Here is a 17826-nt window from a genome sequence, read left to right as displayed (position 1 = left end):
TCCAATATCCCGGGGGTCTGGGGGCAGCGCCCCCAGCGGTGAGGCCCGGTGCCCCGGCTTCAGGGGTTTGCGTCCATGACCAGGCAGGTGGTGCTGGCGGTGGCGTAGAGCTTGCCGTCGTCGACGCCGCGCAACTCGCCCGTGGCGACGCCGGTGCGGCGGCCGGCGTGGCTGACCTCGCCCACCGCTTCCATCCGGGTGCCGAGCGGCACGGCGCGGGTGATGTTCACCTTGTATTCGAGCGTCGTGTAGATCTGCCCTTTTGGCAGCGTGGTCATCACCGCGCAGGCCATGCAGCTGTCGAGGATGGCGCCGTACCAGCCGCCATGCACGCCGCGCATCGGGTTGGTGACGGTGAAGTCGGGCGTGCCTTCGAAGACCACGCGACCCGGTTCGACATGGGCGAGGTGAAAGCCCATGGTGGCACCGATCGGCGGGCCGGAGAGCTTGCCGGCGAGCACGTCCTGCATGAATTCGAGCCCGGTGCGCGACAGCAGGTCGGCCATGTCGGGCAGGTCGTCGAGGGTTTGGGCGACGTGGGGCTGGGGGTCGGACATGCGGCGGGCTCCCTTCGTTGTGGCAGAGCCTAGGTGGGCCGCGGCGTGCGGGGCAAGCCTGACGCTACGGCACGAAAAAAGCCCGGCCAGCAGGCGGTGCTGCGGCCGGGCTGGAGGGACGGGGGCGGAGAGCCCCGTCGGAACGGTGTCAGGCGACGTCGCGCAGTTCGACCTTGGAGCGCACGCCGAGGGCGTGGCAGACGTCGCGGGTGAGGTCGGGGCGGTTGAGCGTGTAGAAGTGCAGGTGCTCGACGCCGCCGTCGATCAGCTTGCTGCAGAGCTCGGTCGCCACGGCCACGGCGAGCAGGTCCTCGCGCCCGTCGTCATGGGCCTGGGCCTTTTCGAAGGCGTCGGCCAGCCATGCCGGGACCGAGGTGCCGCAGGATTCGGCGAAGCGGCGCGCGCCGTTCCAGTTCTCGATGGGCAGGATGCCGGGCAGGATCGGCGCGTCGATGCCGGCCTTGGCGCAGGCGTCGCGGAAGCGGAAGAAGGTGTCGGCCTCGAAGAAGAACTGGGTGATCGCCTCGTCGGCGCCGGCGTCGATCTTGCGCTTGAGGTAGTCGATATCGGCGTTCGAGTCGGCCGCTTCGGGGTGTTTCTCGGGGTAGGCGCCGACGCGGATCTTGAACTTGCCGGTTTCGGCCAGGGCCGAGATCAGCTCGCAGCTGTCGTTGAAGCCATCCGGGTGGGGGGTGAAGCCGCCCGAGCCCTTGGGCGGGTCGCCGCGGAGCGCCACGATCTCGTTCACGCCGGCCTCGGCAAAGCCGTCGGCGATGGCGAGCGTTTCCTCGCGGCTGGCGTCGACGCAGGTCAGGTGGGCGGCGACGTTGAGGCCGGAGGTCTTGTGCAGGGTCGCGACCGCGTCGCGGGTCAGCTCACGCGTGGTGCCGCCGGCGCCGTAGGTGACCGACACGAAGTCGGGCTCGAGCGGGGCCAGCGCCTGGACGGTGTCCCAGAGGCGGAAGGAGGCCTCGAGCGACTTGGGGGGGAAGAACTCGAAGGAGACGGAGGGGGCTTTCATGGTGATCGATCCTTTGCAAAGGGGCATGCTTGCCACCCTTGTCGCAGGCGCGGGAACGTGAGACAACTTCATAATATTCATGGTTTAGTTGAGGCGGACTAATAATGCACATCGACTTCCGGCACCTCAGAACGATCCGGGCGGTTCACCAGGCGGGCGGATTGGCCAAGGCGGCGGACCTGTTGCACATCACCCAGTCGGCGTTGAGCCACCAGATCAAGGGGCTGGAGGATCAGGCCGGCGTGGAGCTTTTTGTCAGGCGGTCCAAGCCCTTGCGCCTGTCGGCGGCGGGGATGCGGCTGCTCAGGGTGGCCGAGAAGGTGCTGCCCGAGATCGAGGCGCTGGAGGCCGAGTTCGACGGGCTGCGGCTGGGCAGTGCCGGGCGGCTGCATATCGCCATCGAGTGCCACGCCTGTTTCGAGTGGCTGTTCCCGGTGCTGGAGCAGTTCCGGAAATCCTGGCCGGATGTGGATGTGGACATCCGGCCCGGCTTGGCGTTTGACGCGCTGCCGGCCTTGCAGAAGGAGGAGGTGGATCTCGTGGTGTCGTCGGATCCGGAGGATCTGGACGGGATCACGTTCCGGCCGCTTTTCGACTATGAGCCGGTTTTCGTTGCCTCGTCGCAGCATCCGCTGGCGGAGAAGGCGTTTATCGAGGCGGAGGATCTCAGGGGCGAGACGCTGATCACCTACCCGGTGGAACGGACGCGGCTCGATGTGTTCACCGAGCTGCTGACGCCCGCGCGGGTGGAGCCGCGGGCGGTGCGGCAGGTGGAATTGACGGCGGTGATCCTGCTGCTGGTGGCGTCGAACCGGGGGGTGGCGGTTTTGCCGGACTGGGTGCTGCGCGAGCAAAGGGCGAGTTCGGATTACATCACCCGGCCGCTGACGGAGAAGGGCGTGACCAAGCGGCTTTACGCGGCGATCCGCGAGGATGACGGCGACAAGCCCTTCATGGCGCATCTGTTAAGGCTGGCGCGGGAGATCCCGGTCAGGATGCAGCGGCGGGCGAAAGAGGCGGAGGTGGCGGAGTAGGGGCTACTCCGCCGGGCATTCTTCCGCGCCTCACATCTTCTGCTGGGTGTATTTCTTCAGCTCGGTCCGGGCGACCTGCCGGCGGTGCACCGCGTCGGGCCCGTCGGCGAGGCGCAGGGTGCGCAGGTGGGTCCACATGGCCGAGAGCGGCACGTCCTGGCTGACGCCCTGGCCGCCGAAGAGCTGCACCGCCTCGTCGACCACCTTGAGCGCGACGCGGGGCGCCACGACCTTGATCTGGGAAATCCACGGCGCGGCGGCGCGCGCGTCGCCCTGATCCATCATCCAGGCGGCCTTGAGGCAGAGCAGGCGGGCCTGTTCGATCTCCATCCGGCATTCGGCGATTATGTCGTAATTGGCGCCGAGCTGGACGAGGGGTTTGCCGAAGGCCTCGCGCTCGATGCCGCGGCGGCAGATCAGTTCGAGCGCCGATTCGGCCTGGCCGATGGCGCGCATGCAGTGGTGGATGCGGCCCGGCCCGAGGCGGCCCTGGGCGATCTCGAAGCCGCGGCCTTCGCCGAGGAGCATGTTGCCTGCGGGCACGCGGACGTCGGTGAAGCGGAAATGCATGTGGCCGTGGGGCGCGTCGTCATGGCCGTAGACCTCCATCGGGCGGAGCTTTTCGACGCCGGGCGTATCGGCGGGCACGACGATCATGGAGTGGCGCTTGTGCTTGGAGGTGTCTTCGCCGCCGGTCTTGACCATGACGATGTAGACCTTGCAGCGCGGATCGCCGGCGCCGGTGGCCCACCATTTCTCGCCGTTGAGCACGTAGTCGTCGCCGTCGCGCACGCAGGACATTTCGATATTGGTGGCGTCCGAGCTGGCGACCTGGGGTTCGGTCATCAGGTAGGCGCTGCGGATCTCGCCTTCGAGCAGCGGGGTGAGCCAGCGGTCTTTCAGCTCGGGCGAGCCGTAGCGTTCGAAGACTTCCATGTTGCCGGTGTCGGGGGCGTTGCAGTTGAACACCTCGGCGCCCATCGGGGTTTTGCCCATCTCCTCGGCGAAATAGGCGTATTCGACGGTGGTGAGGCCAAAGCCCCGGTCGCTGTCGGTGAGCCAGAAATTCCAGAGTCCGGCCGCCTTGGCGCGGGCCTTGAGCCCTTCGAGGATCTCGGCCTGGCGTTCGGTATATTGCCAGCGGTCGCCCTTGCCGATCTCGGCCTGATACTCGGCCTCGAGCGGGGCGATCTCGTCGCGGACCATGGTGGACACCCTGTCGAGCAACTCCCTGATCTCTGGCCTGATTGAAAAATCCATGTCCTCGCCTCTCATATTCCTGCGCATTCCTGCCCGGTTGTGCCGGGCCCATGTCTTAACGGTTTCGGCAGGATTGTCGCCATAATGTCAACTCGTATCCCCGAGAAGTTCCTATTCCCGCCACAAACCGATCCTAGTTTCGTCGGGCGAGCAGAAGGCCGCGCTGATACAGATCAACTGCCGATGCGGTTGATGTCTCAAGAGGTGAAGCAGGTGTTCAGGGCAAAGGCGATGCCGGTGCATGCCGAGGGTGTGGATGCCCTTGGTGCGGGCGAGTACACGACAGGCGAATATACGACAGCGGCCGGCGCCTTGGGCGACCGGCGGGTGGAAACCGTCGCCGACCGGGTCGTGCCGTGCTTTACCCCCGGCACGATGGTGACGACGCTCGGCGGCAAGCGCGCGGTCGAGACGGTGCGGCCGGGGGACAAGCTTCTGACCCGGGATCGCGGCTTTCAGCCGGTGGTGTGGCGCGGGATGCGCCGTGCGGCGCTGAGCGATGCGCCGCGAGACGCGGCGCCGGTGCGGATTCGCGCGGGCGCGCTCGGGCCGGGTCAGCCGGAACGCGACATGGTGGTCTCGCCCGGGCACCGGGTGCTGAGCACGGATCCGGACCTTCTGCGCAGTCTTGGCGAGCCCGAGGCGCTGATCGAGGCGCGGGCGCTGACGGGTCTGCCGGGTGTCGACCGGCCGGTGGTTGCGGCGGTCGGCTATGTGCACCTGCTGCTGGAAAAGCACGAGGTGATCCTGACCGAGAACACCTGGACGGAAAGCCTGCGGCTGACGACGCGCCTGCTGCGCGAGCTGTCGGCGGCCGGGGCCGAGGGTGTCGGCGCTTCGCTGGCACGGCCGGGCGACCGCGCCGCGGCCACTGCGCAGGAGCCGGCGCGGCATTGCCTGTCGGTCATGGAAGTCGCGCAGGCGCGGCAGGTGTGACCGGGCGCCCGCCTCAGGCCGGCGGGTTGGCCGCGGCAGGCGAGAGTTCAGCTTTTTCCGGATCATAGCCGAAACGCTCGAAATCCGTCGCGTAGAGCCGGGCGATGATATCAAGCGCATCGTCGGTCAGCTCGGGGGCGGGCAGGGGCTCGGTCTCCTGCGCGGCGAGCCGGTCGGCGTGGCTGTTGGCCGTTGGCATCTTCCGGGCGCCGCGCGTGTCGCCAGCAAGCTCGTCGATCCAGGTCAGTACCGGTTCCATCCCGTTCTCCAGCCGGAAGATGACCGCGTTGGCGGGGACAAGATCGGTCATCGGGCGGAGGTGGTTGTCGAGGTGGAACGGGTCTTCGGCGAGGCGTTTGGGCAGCCCGTCCAGCCATGTGGTGAAGCCGGTGGCGGGGTCGATCGTGCGTTCGATGTCGCGCTGGAAGCGAAAGACGCTCGCGAGCCGGTCGGCGGGGTGGCGCACCAGCGCGAATGTCGCCGCGAAGAAGGCCGGCGGGATGAGACGGTCGAGCACCGCCGCTTCCATGTGCTGGGGCGAGGAGCGGCACCACGTGCGCAGCAGCGGATCGGCGATGAACTGTCGGTCGAGCAGGGCGAGCGGCCCGAACCGGCCGCGCAGGTAGTTCTCGACCGACGTGCCGCCGCAGCGGGGGACATGCGCGAAGTAGACCAGTTTTGCAGAGATTGTGGCGATGGGCATGGGGCAGTTTCAGGTCATTTTCATCTACTAACCGTACTTCTAGAACGCGGCATGCAAAATGTCAGGAAAGATGTAGCGGCAAAGAGCGCACAATGCTTGAATCGGGCCACGCTCATGCAGGGAAAGCCCACATGAATAGCTGTCGTAACAGTCAGCGGAGAGATTTGGCTCGCCAAGTGTCCATGAAATACGCACTGTCAAACAAATTGGTTTCGAGGTTTCTTACCGGCGGCCTGGACCCATTCTTTGGCGTGCGTGTCTTGACGCAAAGTCAGAGGTACACCGCCCCGCCTTGTCCGGTGGAAGCAAGGTTGTTCCGAAGAGTATTGAAGGCTTGACGGCAAACATTGTCATAGACATGTATGCTCTTATGCAAAACCATGTTTTCGTCGGCACATACCACAAGTCCGGAACCGTCTGGATGAGGAAAGTTTTCACGCATTTGATGCGTGCTGTTTCCAATGGCAATTTTTACAACGCCAGCAATCATGTGATGAAATGGGGGAACGACAAGGCCAAGCTCGCAGTCATCATGCGCGACAGCATCAAAGAGGCTGAGGCCGTGGGCAAGTTGTGCGTTTTTTTCGAAAGTCACTCAAAGTTGCCGAACAAACACTTTAGTGGTTTGAGAGGGTTCCGCGTGGTTCGCGACCCCAGGGACCTGATACTCTCTGCAGCCTGATACCATACTCGCTCTGACGAACCGTGGCTTCACCGGCCATCGGATAAATTCGGTGGTAAGACCTACTCAGAGGCCATCAATGCGTTGGAGACCTTCGAAGACCAGCTCAGCTTTGAAATGGATAACTCGAGCGGTCAGCAAATCATGACTATGGCCAATTTCGAATTCGATTCCACGATTGAAACGGTAAAGTACGAAGATTTGATTCAGGACTACGAAACGACCTTCTTCGGTGGATTGCTGGATCGGCTTGGTTTTACCGATGAAGAAGTAAAGATTGGCAGAGAGGTGTTTTGGAAGAATGCGCTGTTCGGCGGACTGAAGGAAAACAAACCTTCTCACGTTACGAATGGAGCCGTCGCACAATGGGAGACACAGTTCACGGATGTTATGCTCGAAAGGTTTAACGAACGTTTCGCGGAGCCCACGCGCGCACTCGGATACACGGTTTGATTAGCCACAGGCTGAATGGTCTGAGTCGCTTCGGATCCCGTTTTAGCGTAACGACCCGACCGCGTGCCCTCTATGACTCCTTGCGCTTGGCAACTTGCTCGATCGCCTCAAGGTCGACCCGCCCGCTTCTGCCAGCCTTCCCGTCGGCGATCGCCTGATCCACGAGGCCTTTGTAGAAGGTCAGTTTGTCGGGCGCGTTTTCGCTGATCCGGGCAAACCAGTTTTGCAGGAAGCCGTCGCGCAGGTTGTCGAGGATTGCATCGGCGTCATACCCCTCCATCGCATGGCCGAAGAGCAGGGCGCTACGCATGAAGTAGTAGAGGTAGTAGGGCGCGGGCAGACCGCCGACGTGGGATTTCTGGTGGTGCACCAGCTTTATGGTCGGCAGGACGATGCTGGGGTGGCCCTTTTGCGCCGCCTCGAGCAGCCATTGGGTTTCTTCGAAATAGAGGAAGTAGCGCTCGGGCAGGTGGCCGATCTCGGCGAGTACGCTTCGGCGGAGGAAGATGGCCGCGCCGGTGATGAAATCGGCGCGGTAGGGCGCGGGCGGCAGTTTAGCCGCGTAGGCCCGGGCATTGACCTGCGTGATCGAGACCCCGTTCTCTTTCGAGATCGAACAGCCGGCAGAGGCGACGCGGCTGGGGTTGCTGCTGCGGCTGATGACCGGGCCGAAGATCGACCACTCGGGGTGGGCCCCCGCGGCGGCCACGAATTTTTCGAGCGCGTCGGGGGGGTGACGATATCCGGGTTCAGGATCCAGAGGAATTCGTAGCCGATACCGTCGATCAGGCGCATCGCGGCGTTGTTGCCCGCGGCATAGCCGAGGTTTTCCGGCAGGCTGATCACGTGGGCCCGCGGGACTCGGGCGGCCAGCTCATGGCGTGACGTGTCCGGGGAGGCATTGTCGATCAGGTAGATGTCGAAATCCTGATCGCCCGACGCCTCGAGCGAGGCGACGAGGCGCACGGTATCCTGTAGCGAGCAGTAGTTCAGGATCAGGATGGCGGTTCGGCCGGGTGCGGACGGCGGGAAGGGACGCCCGCAGAGCAGGGCCTGACGCGGTTCGTCCTCGAAAGCGATCTCGACGGGGGTGGACCGCGAGGCGATCTCGACACGCCGGGCGATCGCGGCGGCGAGCGCGCCGGGCTCGCTTGGGGGCTGGACGATGATCTTGTGCGGCGAGACGGCCTTTTCGGATACGAGCCGCGCTTTCATGGCCTCGTCACCCACATGAAGGACGAGGGCGAGACCGGTGAGCTCGCGAAGCGTTGTCTCGTCGGTCGACCGGAAGGGGTAGGGCACATCGGCCGTGATGTGCGGGTCGGACCAGACCAGCACGCCGCCCGCACGGACGAAGCGCCTCAGCCGCTGCGGCAGGTCACCGGCTGCGCCCGGCGCGGGCAGGCCATCGACGCGGTGGAGCAGCACCACGGGCGGCGCGGACCCGTCATCGGGAAGGATGAGCGCGTCTGTCAGCGTACCAGCGCGGCAATCGAAGGAGTTTGACAGCGCCTTCAGGAGCGGTTCCGGAAGGCCGCCTTTCCGCGGGTCGGGAACGTGGACGAGCGCCCGCCTTTTCTCATCGGCAACCAAAGGTCGGCTTACCCGTGCCGCGACGGTGTGACAGGCGCGGCGTGTCCGGCGCAATGTGCGGCGGGTGTCGTCACGCCTGCGTTCTCAGCGCGGGCGGTTCGGCGGCAAGCGCCTCTTCGCGTTCGAGAAACATCCGGACGGCGACCAGGATGTGATAGAAGGTCGAGGCCGGCATCATGTCGGAGACCAGGTCGCCATCGGTGGTGCGCTTGTCATACCAGCCGCCCGTGACCGGCACGTCGAGATAGTCACGCCGAAGCATGGCGAGGATCGATTCCGGGTCGGCGCCACCGGGCAGGGCATGGCCACGGCGCTCGAGCACGATCGAGGCCTTGAGCAGCTCGGTCTGCGGCCAGCAGCGGCGCGTCGTGGCCCGCGGAACCGAGTGGTCGGGCAGGGCGCCCGAGCCATCGCGCGCCGCCCAGGCCGTGTCGAAGATGCGGGCGAGATCGACCCCGGTGTCCTGGCGGGTGACCTCTTCGTAGGCGTCGATCAGGAAGATCCACTCGGTCATGTGGCCCGGTTCGACCACCTGATCGGCGACGCGCGGCTGCCAGTCCGGCTCGAAGCGCTCGAAGACCGAGCCGTCGGGTTGCAGGAACACGGTGCGGAAGAGGTCGAGGCATTCGTCGGCGATGGCCTTGAACCGCGGCTCGCCGGTCGCGTCGTACAGCGCGGTCGCGCATTCGAAGAGGTGCATATGGGGGTTCTGGCGGCGTATCCCGGCGCCGGTGCCGCATTCGTGCCAGCCCTTGGGCGCCTTGAGCCGGGCCAGCATGGCCTCTGCCTGGGCCAGTTCGGGCGCCATGTCGTAGCCCAGCCGGATCAGGGCGGAGGCCGCCAGCAACACGAAGGCCACGTCATAGAGATCGTTCGGCGCCGACCGGATCGTGCCGTCGGGATGGAACTGCGCCGCCAGGTGGCCGGTGTCGCGGTGGATGCCCTTGTCGAGGAGGGTCGCGAACAGGGCGCGCGCGGTGTCGCCGAGATCGGCCAGCCCGGGTTCAAGGGCGGCGCCGGTCGCAAAGCAATAGGCCTGACGCGCCTGCACGCGAAGGCGCTTGGTCATGTCTTCGAGGGGCTGACCGTCGTGATCGAGCGCTTCCCAGGCAAGGCCGCTCGACCTGTCCAGCCCTTTGCCGGACCATAAGGGGAATGCACGGTTTACCAACCAATTGCTGATCGGATGATTCTCCACAAACAATCACCTGTTTCTTGCAAATGCCGTCGACGGTCTCGTAAACGAGAGTACTCATGACGTGACAGACATACTAAAGCAAGCAAATCTGCACCACCAATGGCGAATGGTGGAAAGATCACCGGTTATCTTTGAATTCCTGCCCGGAGATCGACTGCTTTCGACGACGTGGCGCTTTTTATGGCAGGATCATGCCGCTTTCCAGTGGAGCAGCGCGCGGACTCCTCCAAGCGAAGGTGCGAAATCCAAGCCGGTCGTAGCCGTGAATCCCATGTGCGTTCCGCTCGCGTGGCCAATCAGCTGAGGACGCCACTTACGGCTTCTTGATCCACCACACCGCGCCAAGGACGTGAAGCTCGGTTTTCCAGCGTTTTGCGAGCCGCGATACCTCGGTCATTATGTCGTAATGGTTGGGGTCGAAATCGTGTCCTGAGACGATCCCGCCCGATTTGACCAGTTTCCCCCAGTGCTGAAGGTTCTCCAGAAAAATCGGATTCGTGTGAACGGCGTCGTCAAAGAACAAATCCACAGGCTCAGACCAGTCGAGGAAGTCCTTGGGGGAATATCCTTTGTGCTGAGTTATGTTCGGGCAATCCTTGACGTTTTCGGCAAACACCTCCGGGCTCAGATCGGGTGCGTCGAACTCGGCTTTCACCTTGTCCATCCATGCCGCGTGCTCCCAAGGGTCGATACAGTGCACAGTCACTGTTGGGTCTGTGAGGTGCCCCTAGATTTGTAGACGCTTTGCCCCCTTTACTTTTAGGCGAGGAGGCCGACATGGGGACAAGCAATTACAGTGATGAGTTCAAGCGGGACGTGGTGCATCAGATCACCGTGCGGGGGTATCCGGTTCGAGAGGTGTCGCAGCGTTTGGGCGTCAGCACGCATTCTCTTTACAAGTGGCTGAAGCCGTTCGCGGAGCCGGTTCCAAAGCCCGGCGTGGATCATGAAGCTGAGAGCCGGCGGCTGAAGCGCGAGTTGGCCAAGGTGACCGAGGAGCGCGACATCCTAACAAAGGCAACGGTGTACTTCGCGCGAGGGTCCCAATGAAGTACGCCTTCATCCCGGCGCATCGCGCAGAGTTCGGCGTCCGGGCCATGTGCCGGGTGCTGCGGGTCCATTTCAGCGGGTTCTATGCATGGCTTAAGGTACCGTTAAGCCATCGTGCGCAGGAGGATGGGCGTCAGACGGAGCTGATCCGACAGGCTTGGGCCGACAGCGGCAAGGTCTACGGCTACCGCAAGCTGACCGACGATCTGCGAGACCAGGGTGAACTCATCTCGGAGAATCGTGGTGCCCGGTTGGCGTCGCTGGCCGGGATCACTGCTCAGGTGGGCTACAAGCGTCGTCCCGGCCGATATGGCGGAAAGCCTGCGGTAGTCGCCGAGAACAGGCTGGAGCAGCGCTTCGATGCGTCTCAGCCCGATCAGGTCTGGGTGACCGACATCACCTACATCAAGACCCATGAAGGCTGGCTGTACCTATGCGTCGCCATCGATCTGATTTCGCGCCGCGTGGTCGGTTGGTCCGCCCAGTCCCGCATGACCACGGACCTGGCCCTACAGGCACTATTGATGGCCGTCTGGCGCCGAAAGCCCACTGACCAGATCATGGTGCATTCCGATCTAGGTTCCCAGTTCACCAGTCGGGAGTGGCAAACGTTTCTCCGCCAGCACAACCTGGAACCCGGCATGAGCCGACGCGGCAATTGCCATGACAACGCGGTCGCCGAAAGCTTCTTCCAGTTGCTGAAACGGGAGCGCGTCAAACGTCGCACCTATCCCACCAGAGAAGCGGCAAGGCAGGACTTGTTCGAATATATCGAACTCTTCTACAACCCGAAGCGCAAGCATACGAACAACGGCATGCTGTCGACCGTTGACTTCGAAATCAGGCAGCAGAAACTGAACCAGGCAGGTGTCTAGGAAACTAGGGGCACCTCACATGGCCAATCCCATCTGTCTGCCAGCCGCCGATCTGGTCCACGATGTCGCTGGACACTCAGCGGCTCTCAGGCGATCGCGCATGGCGTGACGGAAGCCGTGCATGGTGCATCCTTCAGGCACGTACTCTTTCATCCGTTTGTTCAATGCAGCACTGGCGGCATTGGCGTTCGTCGTGTCTGTCTTGTTGTACCGAGGAAATGCGAAAGTGGACGAGTTCTCCTGTGCAAGAAAGCGTTCTGCAGCCCAACGGGCTTCGCCTTCCAAAGGAACATCGCGCTCACTGCCTTTCGTCTTGAGGCGCCGCCAAGGGTGTGGGCGCACCCGAGCAAATAGCGAGCCATCTGCTTCCCGAGTGATGTCCTCCTTGGTCAGCCCTGCTGCTTCGGCCAAGCGCATCCCTGTGTCCGACACGAGCGACACGAGCCAACGGAGGTCATCGTCAATGACGCGGCACTCACGTTGCACCTTGGCGAGGGCATCTGTCGGAACCGAGATGCGATCTGACACGCCTGCTGTCCGGTCGTAGTACACTCCAGCAAATGGGTTGTTCAGCGAGAGACCCTGTTCACTCGCGGCGAAATTCGTCACCGATCTGACGGTGCCAAAAACTCGGGTGATGCTGGTGCCAGCGAGACCGCGAGCGATCAGCGCATCGCGAAAGGCATTTGCATCTGCTTTGGTATAAGCGCCGAGGTGTTTGTCGCCACAAGTATCGATGACATATCCACATGCCCTTTCAGCGGCTCTGTGGAAGGTCTCAGGGCGACCCTTGCCTTTGAGCTGCAGGTAAATTCCTACAGCTTCTGACAGAAGTACAGATGACGGAGACACGTCAGCTGGTTGGACATTGGTACCAGACCCCTCCACTCGCTCCTGTCTCAGCATGTGTTTGCCGGGGAGTTCGGTGGCGAGCGATCTCAGGTGATACCAGTACTCATCAAGTCGATCAGCAGCCTTTTCTCGCCCTCGTTTCCGCGATTTTTGCTGACCTCGTACGAAGTGAAAACGCTATTCGAGATGACGTGTAGTGGCATCTCAGTTCTTTCGATATGCGGCGGCTGAAGTAGAAAATCCCGTCTTTCACGAAGGTGAAGGGGCGTGAAATGGTCTCCGACATGGTCTACGGCTCCTAGTAGCTGTTAAAAGCTGGAGCAAAACCAATGTCTTAGCTGAGGAAGTGGTGCCGGGGGCGGCAACAAAAAGGCATCACTAGTTTTTTGAAAACAATGGTTTGTGGTGCAGTAAATTATGTAAATACCCCTGTTTGCACCACTGGAACCTAACTATGACAATCGGGAATCCAATCAGTTTTTTTGCAGAGTCATTTTACGTGCTCTTGCTATCTAACCTTTGTTAATGGACCACTCATCTGGGCTTTCTCTAAAAAGGTTTCTGGAACAGGTGGACACATTTTGAGGCCCTCGGGGGCGCATGTTAGTGTAATTGATCTGCGACCAGATTCTCCTCGAAACTTTCGGGGAGGCCGAATGTTGATTTCCGAGACTACGCGGCGCAGGTTGCCAGCCCCCTCTTTGCCACAAAACTGACCGGCGGGAGGCTCCCGAGGCTCGCGTGGGGGGAATACCGAAGGGCGGTTCAGACGCTAAGGCAATGCGGCCGAAGCCTCATCAAAGAGCTGGCAGCGTCTGAAAGGCTACTTCGATAGCGACTTTCGCACTCATGAATGAGGAATACGACTGATACTCATTGTTTTTTGAGCCATCGGCGAAATCGGCCACCCCTTTCACTACAAGCCATTTGGGACAGGGCGCGACACTTTGGTGACATGCCCAAGCAACACCGAAAGCCTCCATGTCCACACCAAGAATTTTTCTATTCTGGTCCGCAACGCCGCTGAAGAACTCTTTGTAGTTCTGAACAGCGGCTCCAGACGCCATAGGGCCAAAGTGCATTTTTGATGGATGTGGAGGACGAAAACCCGGGCAGGAAACGTAGAATTCTCTGATTAGTTCAACATTCGCGCAAATACTCGTTATGGATGTTTGAACCTTTGCATCTACAAGAACATGGACAGGCGCCGGCTCAAAGAAAACCCCATCCTCTTCTTCTATAAATTTTCCACTACCGTAGTCCCAAGTGACGCTTGCAGCGATTACATCTCCAAGTTCGCAATCTCCTTTGCGGCCGGCACAGATCCCCGACATGATAACTAGCTCAGGGCTGAGGGTTCGGACCGCCTGTGAAACTGTAGTAGAAGCTGATACCAATCCCATCTGGGGTAGGCTGGTGCTATAGGCATTAATCGTCTTGCCATCAGTCTCTAGCGTCGCCCTCCAGTAAAGGTTCGAGTCGAATTCAAAAGTGCATTGCTCCCACTTCGCGTTAGATGCCTTGTGAAGTTCCGAGAGCTCGGGTTCTGGCAATGCACACACAAAGAGCACATCGCAGTCAACTCCCGCAAAACCAACTGGCTCACGCTGCTGCTCCCGACTGCGCAAGTGCTGCAATTTCTGCTGTAGCCTCACTTTCCATTGCGACTGATCGTGGCCTGAAAGCTCTATACTCCAAAGGAGGTTTGAAAAAGACATGCGTGACTTCGCTAGGGCCTCGCTATCGGCGGTAAGGCCGACGATAAACTCTGGAATGCGAACCCTATCTGATCGATGGACGTTTTCCACCAACTGAGCCCCTCCGTTGGCAATAGGAGGCTCACCGACACGTCTTGGAAGAACGAGATCAACAATCAATAGATCGTAAGTTTTCGCTTCAAGGAACTTGAGAGCGGTGGCTGCGGTTGTTGCAACGTCAATGTCAGAAGTATCTATCCCTGCATCTTCCACAACTTTTGCAACTTCAACAACCTTAGCGTTGTCGTCATCGACAAGCAAAATCTTCATAATTCGCCTTCCATGGACAACCTAAATTCTCGAATACTTTCCTGCCAATTTTCATCAGTTGGCGAGAAATGGACTGCTCCGAAGTAAAGTTGTGGATACTTGTCTTTCATCTCAGCATCTAAATCGGTCAGTGTGGTGATGTTTGGGGCCAGACCAAAGGTTTCGAACATTGAGACAACTAAGACTTTTGTGTCAAAGCGCATTCTTCGCACCCTTCGCAAAAACTCCTTGCCAGCAAACGCTCTCATATCGGCTGTGCCTGCGCCTTGCTTTCCGCTTGAGTGGTAAGGAAGAGACATATCTAGAAGTATTAGGTTTGGGTGCGAGTCTCTCGCATGCCGAAGCCCTCCAATTAGGGAGTCCTCAGAAAACAACTCGTCCTTTGGGAACTCCCGAGCGTAGAATTCCGATATAGACTTTCGTTTATTGAAATTATCTTCCACCAAAAGCGTTCTCATGGATCCCCGTTCAAATTGATTAGTACGAAAGACATCTTGACGCAAAACAGTCGCTTGTCTTTATCAACCCAAACCGTTGTTTGAGGTTTACCATCGCTCACCGTCGCTCTAGCAACTTTCGGCAAACCTGAGCCACCTTCGGTGGAAAGCTTGTCCTCGTACTCGCCACTCATTATTCTTTCTTGGGCCATCTCCGCAGCCGCTTGAGCACCATGCGTGTCGCGACAAGAACTCTTGAATGTGACAATGAGCGCTTTGGGGTCTTCAGACGAGATCTCTATAATTACTTTTGGACGCGTTACACCTGAATGAACGCAAACGTTGATATATAGTGCCTTGAAGACTTCAATTAGTATATTCAGAGATGACGAAAGGCTCACCTCCTTGTCTCCAGAAATCGTTACGGTCGGTTCAAACGACGGATGTAGCCTTCTTGCGATCTTCTCAGATGCCGAGATGATGTCAGGCAGAGAGATCGGCTCTTTATCTGTAGATTTTGCCACATTGTGCCAAGTAGCAAGCTCCTCCAGCGCCGAGCTAAGCTCGTCTTTAGCGCGCATTACTTGATCAGTAAAAGGACCTAGTCGCTGATATCCTGAAGCATCTTGTAACTCCTGTTCGAGCTCTGTGATAAGCTTAAAGAGGTCTGCTTTGACTTCGTTGAGAATGTATCGGCGAGAGGGGGCAAGTCTGGCCTCTGTCAACTGCCAATAGTATTGCGAGAACTCATCTAAGGTTTCATCCAGACTTTCCAGTCGGATAAAAGTCGGCATGAATGCCAGAATTTCTCCGTCACTCCAATCCAAATCGATAATGCCTTCTGGCTTCTCCGTTCGCTTTACCTGGATTAGATCATCTTTAAGAGCTTTCAGCTTTTTGTCATATTTTTCTGAAAACTCGATCAATTTTTCAGAGACCAATTCCCCAATATCAGGATCACCGCTCAGCGCAAAAGTGTGCTTCCAGTATTCAGAGGGTTCATATCCAGAAACTGTCTTGGATGTAATCATTTGGTTGCTAGACAATGGGCTTCTTAGATGGTCGATCAAAGCACCATGCCTCATGCCCAAGCTCAAATACGAATCAATTCCATGTCGAGGGTCCAGTGAGTATTTCTGCAGGAGCTCCTCAATAATTGAGCGAGCAATGTTGTAAGCATCACTACTCGGGACTTTGAACACGAATGATCCCGCTCGACCCTCTGAAATGTGCGAAATGAATTCGATATCAGACTCGCGCTCTACCGGTAGCATCCCCGCTCCGATGTAGTCTCTCAATCTAATGTATCTCGCGGTAAGAGTCTCTCTTGCCCAAATTTTTATTTCTCGCTCATCGCAGTGAATCTTTCCCACTTCATAACGCTTTAGAAGCTCGTCAACTGTTTGTTGACCAACAATCTTATGAATGTCGGCCTCATATTGCTGCTCTCTCGCTGATTTAAGTGCTCTCAGGTTGTAAAGAATCCGAAGGCGCTCTTCCTCCACCTCGGAACTAGATTCAAACTCTAAGCTTTGCTTAATGCACTCAATACTACAGGCTTCGTAAAGGAAGTTTTCGACATCTTCGTCTATCTCTTCAATTTCACTAGGCTTTCGTACCCCATTTGCTTCGAGGTACTGGTCGACTGCCAAAAACTGCAAGCTTATTCCATCTTCCCCCATGGTGTCCGAAATGGACGCTAGGGCGGACGCTACTTTGGGGTCGATTGCAATTTCTGCGACGTCGTCGTCTGTAATTATATCTAACAACTGATCAACTGGGAAATACGTCGTAACTGCCTGATTACCTCGTGTTTCATCGTAAAGGAGTAACAAAAGCTCGAGGAGCTTTTCTTCCGAAATTCCTAGTAGGCATGCGAGCTTGAAGAGCTCTCGGCGCTCGATCAGATCTTTTTCACGCCTCGTTTGGCAGGCCAAAGCGTCAAAGTTTAAGGATAGAGCGGTACGTGTCCCAATACGGTGTCCTTCTCGCTCGAAGTACTGTATTGCAACTTCGCGCTTAGACACCCCCTGCAAATACTCGTCGACGTTTGTAGCATATCTTGTGATGTAATGAGACAGTGCCAAATATGCGTCTGGAGTATTTGAGGAAAGGAGGAAACAGTCAGCCAGCTGGGTGCGGAATTCTCGATCTGTAATTCTGGCAGGATCAGTTGTTCCAGTATTTTCCTGAAGAAGGCGCACAGATTGCAAACAGGTGAGCGGTACGCTAATTTTACTTGATGAACTGTTGTTTATAAGATTTTCGATTGCCTTCGCGCGCCAGTCTCCACAGCGCTCCATAAGCTTTAGCAGCTGCCGTACCTCAAAATGAAAATCTTTAACGTTGCTCAGCAAGCTTGAAGTCACCGCGTTGACTGCCATTTCGTATTGGTCAACTGCCGCTTCCCCAGAGATATAACACATTATTACCCTGAAGGCCTCAAGCGATATCGGCATGGGCAAGGTTGAAATGTAAATTGCCATGGCCAAGCCATCATTTTCAATGTGACTGAAGAGTTGGGTATGCAATGTGTCCATTATGTCCAGAGGATCACGCCCACCTTCCGATGCGATGCCCTTGAAATAAAAAAGCACGTTGCTGAAAGTTGAAGATTTTACAAGGAGAGCGTCGGATATCCAGCTTTTCTGATCGTCTAATCCCTTACTTTGAGCTCTGGAAAACAGCATAGAAGAGAGTGATGTTAAACTAATTGCCTTACTGTAATACTTAGAATCAAGTTCTTCGAATATCGCATCAAAATCACGTCCCAACTCGTGAATGCGCATTGTAAGAGTGTTGTTAAGCTCAATATCCTCAGCAAAGAGCCTGGACATCGCGGTTGCCCAAGACAAAGCTGTACCCACACTCTTAATTTCAGTAGCGCGCCAGCGACCGAGACGTTGTGGGCGCGTTGGACGAAGGCCAATAAAGATCCTTTCATGCCGATAACGTCGATAGTTCCACTGAAGGAAGTGGTCAAGTTGAGCCGAACTTAAAGTTTCGATTGCACTCTCAAGCGTGGCAGGGCTGGCACCATAATTTCGAATAGCAAGGACATATTCTGGCTGCTGCTTTCTCTTGGAGCGTTTAGATGGCAAAACTTCTACTTTCTACATTTGGTGACATTTTTAGCCAAATCGGGATC

The 17826-nt window shown here is 58.5% G+C and carries 18 protein-coding genes and 1 pseudogene; 5 read left to right on the top strand and 14 right to left on the bottom strand.

The genetic code is table 11. The features are described 5' to 3' along the window. Window positions 1–59: 59 nt before the first annotated feature. Window positions 60–557 carry a PaaI family thioesterase gene (locus RIdsm_RS18635; protein ID WP_057819023.1) on the bottom strand — a complete coding sequence of 166 codons (498 nt, stop codon included), beginning with the start codon at window positions 555–557 and terminating at the stop codon, window positions 60–62. A 148-nt stretch (window positions 558–705) separates the two neighbouring features. After that, a complete protein-coding gene (metF, locus tag RIdsm_RS18630) occupies window positions 706–1578 on the bottom strand; it encodes a methylenetetrahydrofolate reductase [NAD(P)H] (RefSeq protein WP_057819021.1) in 873 nt (290 codons plus the stop codon). 104 nt (window positions 1579–1682) lie between these two features. Between metF and RIdsm_RS18625 the strand changes: the two genes are divergently transcribed. Continuing rightward, window positions 1683–2612, top strand: coding sequence for a LysR family transcriptional regulator (locus RIdsm_RS18625; RefSeq protein WP_057819019.1), 930 nt, complete (start codon window positions 1683–1685; stop codon window positions 2610–2612). 30 nt (window positions 2613–2642) lie between these two features. Here the strand turns inward: RIdsm_RS18625 and RIdsm_RS18620 are convergent, their stop codons facing one another. Beyond that, a complete protein-coding gene (locus RIdsm_RS18620) occupies window positions 2643–3872 on the bottom strand; it encodes an acyl-CoA dehydrogenase family protein (protein WP_236553369.1) in 1230 nt (409 codons plus the stop codon). A 192-nt stretch (window positions 3873–4064) separates the two neighbouring features. Here RIdsm_RS18620 and RIdsm_RS18615 point away from each other — a divergent pair, with 192 nt between their 5' ends. Continuing rightward, window positions 4065–4808, top strand: a complete 744-nt coding sequence (locus RIdsm_RS18615; protein ID WP_160325874.1) for a Hint domain-containing protein — start codon at window positions 4065–4067, stop codon at window positions 4806–4808. A 13-nt stretch (window positions 4809–4821) separates the two neighbouring features. On the opposite strand, the gene RIdsm_RS18610 is transcribed toward RIdsm_RS18615, so the two are convergent. Together RIdsm_RS18610 and RIdsm_RS18605 are read right to left on the bottom strand one after the other, a co-directional pair. After that, a complete protein-coding gene (locus tag RIdsm_RS18610; protein ID WP_057819013.1) occupies window positions 4822–5511 on the bottom strand; it encodes a sulfotransferase family 2 domain-containing protein in 690 nt (229 codons plus the stop codon). A 271-nt stretch (window positions 5512–5782) separates the two neighbouring features. Then, complete coding sequence (locus RIdsm_RS18605; protein WP_143100537.1) at window positions 5783–6106, bottom strand: hypothetical protein; 324 nt, start codon at window positions 6104–6106, stop codon at window positions 5783–5785. 171 nt (window positions 6107–6277) lie between these two features. Between RIdsm_RS18605 and RIdsm_RS18600 the strand changes: the two genes are divergently transcribed. Continuing rightward, window positions 6278–6646 carry a hypothetical protein gene (locus RIdsm_RS18600; RefSeq protein WP_057819009.1) on the top strand — a complete coding sequence of 123 codons (369 nt, stop codon included), beginning with the start codon at window positions 6278–6280 and terminating at the stop codon, window positions 6644–6646. 70 nt (window positions 6647–6716) lie between these two features. On the opposite strand, the gene RIdsm_RS30550 is transcribed toward RIdsm_RS18600, so the two are convergent. Beyond that, window positions 6717–7355 carry a glycosyltransferase family 2 protein gene (locus tag RIdsm_RS30550; protein WP_057819007.1) on the bottom strand — a complete coding sequence of 213 codons (639 nt, stop codon included), beginning with the start codon at window positions 7353–7355 and terminating at the stop codon, window positions 6717–6719. 74 nt (window positions 7356–7429) lie between these two features. Further along, a pseudogene (locus RIdsm_RS30895) lies at window positions 7430–7861 on the bottom strand (glycosyltransferase); the annotation flags it as partial. A 15-nt stretch (window positions 7862–7876) separates the two neighbouring features. Between RIdsm_RS30895 and RIdsm_RS30545 the strand changes: the two are divergent. Beyond that, entirely contained in the window at window positions 7877–8152 is a 276-nt protein-coding gene (locus RIdsm_RS30545) for a hypothetical protein (protein ID WP_236553368.1), read from the top strand. A 157-nt stretch (window positions 8153–8309) separates the two neighbouring features. On the opposite strand, the gene RIdsm_RS18585 is transcribed toward RIdsm_RS30545, so the two are convergent. Together RIdsm_RS18585 and RIdsm_RS18580 are read right to left on the bottom strand one after the other, a co-directional pair. After that, on the bottom strand, window positions 8310–9308 hold the full coding sequence (locus RIdsm_RS18585; protein ID WP_244955840.1) for an AGE family epimerase/isomerase: 999 nt from the start codon (window positions 9306–9308) through the stop codon (window positions 8310–8312). Window positions 9309–9750: 442 nt separating this feature from the next. Further along, window positions 9751–10101: a class I SAM-dependent methyltransferase gene (locus RIdsm_RS18580; RefSeq protein WP_151175228.1), complete on the bottom strand. Its 351-nt coding sequence runs from the start codon at window positions 10099–10101 to the stop codon at window positions 9751–9753. Window positions 10102–10214: 113 nt separating this feature from the next. Here RIdsm_RS18580 and RIdsm_RS18575 point away from each other — a divergent pair. Beyond that, a protein-coding gene (locus RIdsm_RS18575) for an IS3 family transposase (RefSeq protein ID WP_143100588.1) occupies window positions 10215–11362 on the top strand; the annotation gives its coding sequence in 2 pieces (ribosomal slippage) (window positions 10215–10449 and window positions 10449–11362; 1149 coding nt in all). A 15-nt stretch (window positions 11363–11377) separates the two neighbouring features. On the opposite strand, the gene RIdsm_RS18570 is transcribed toward RIdsm_RS18575, so the two are convergent. The 5 genes from RIdsm_RS18570 to RIdsm_RS18555 form a co-directional block, all read right to left on the bottom strand. Continuing rightward, window positions 11378–12268 (bottom strand): site-specific integrase, encoded by an 891-nt coding sequence (locus RIdsm_RS18570; protein ID WP_244955839.1) that lies wholly within the window; start codon window positions 12266–12268, stop codon window positions 11378–11380. A 61-nt stretch (window positions 12269–12329) separates the two neighbouring features. Continuing rightward, a complete protein-coding gene (locus RIdsm_RS30865; RefSeq protein ID WP_338049623.1) occupies window positions 12330–12500 on the bottom strand; it encodes a DUF6538 domain-containing protein in 171 nt (56 codons plus the stop codon). 511 nt (window positions 12501–13011) lie between these two features. Then, on the bottom strand, window positions 13012–14241 hold the full coding sequence (locus tag RIdsm_RS18565; RefSeq protein ID WP_057821871.1) for a phosphorylase family protein: 1230 nt from the start codon (window positions 14239–14241) through the stop codon (window positions 13012–13014). Beyond that, window positions 14238–14699, bottom strand: a complete 462-nt coding sequence (locus RIdsm_RS30400; RefSeq protein ID WP_074940824.1) for a response regulator — start codon at window positions 14697–14699, stop codon at window positions 14238–14240. Before RIdsm_RS30400 ends, RIdsm_RS18565 begins: the two co-directional genes overlap by 4 nt. Further along, window positions 14696–17779 (bottom strand): hypothetical protein, encoded by a 3084-nt coding sequence (locus RIdsm_RS18555; protein ID WP_143100586.1) that lies wholly within the window; start codon window positions 17777–17779, stop codon window positions 14696–14698. Before RIdsm_RS18555 ends, RIdsm_RS30400 begins: the two co-directional genes overlap by 4 nt. Between the last annotated feature and the right edge of the window lie 47 nt (window positions 17780–17826).

The organism is Roseovarius indicus (assembly GCF_008728195.1).
In the GTDB taxonomy this organism is placed as follows: domain Bacteria; phylum Pseudomonadota; class Alphaproteobacteria; order Rhodobacterales; family Rhodobacteraceae; genus Roseovarius; species Roseovarius indicus.
The sequence above is the reverse complement of the archived record's forward strand: the minus strand, read 5'-3'. Positions and strand labels throughout refer to the sequence as shown.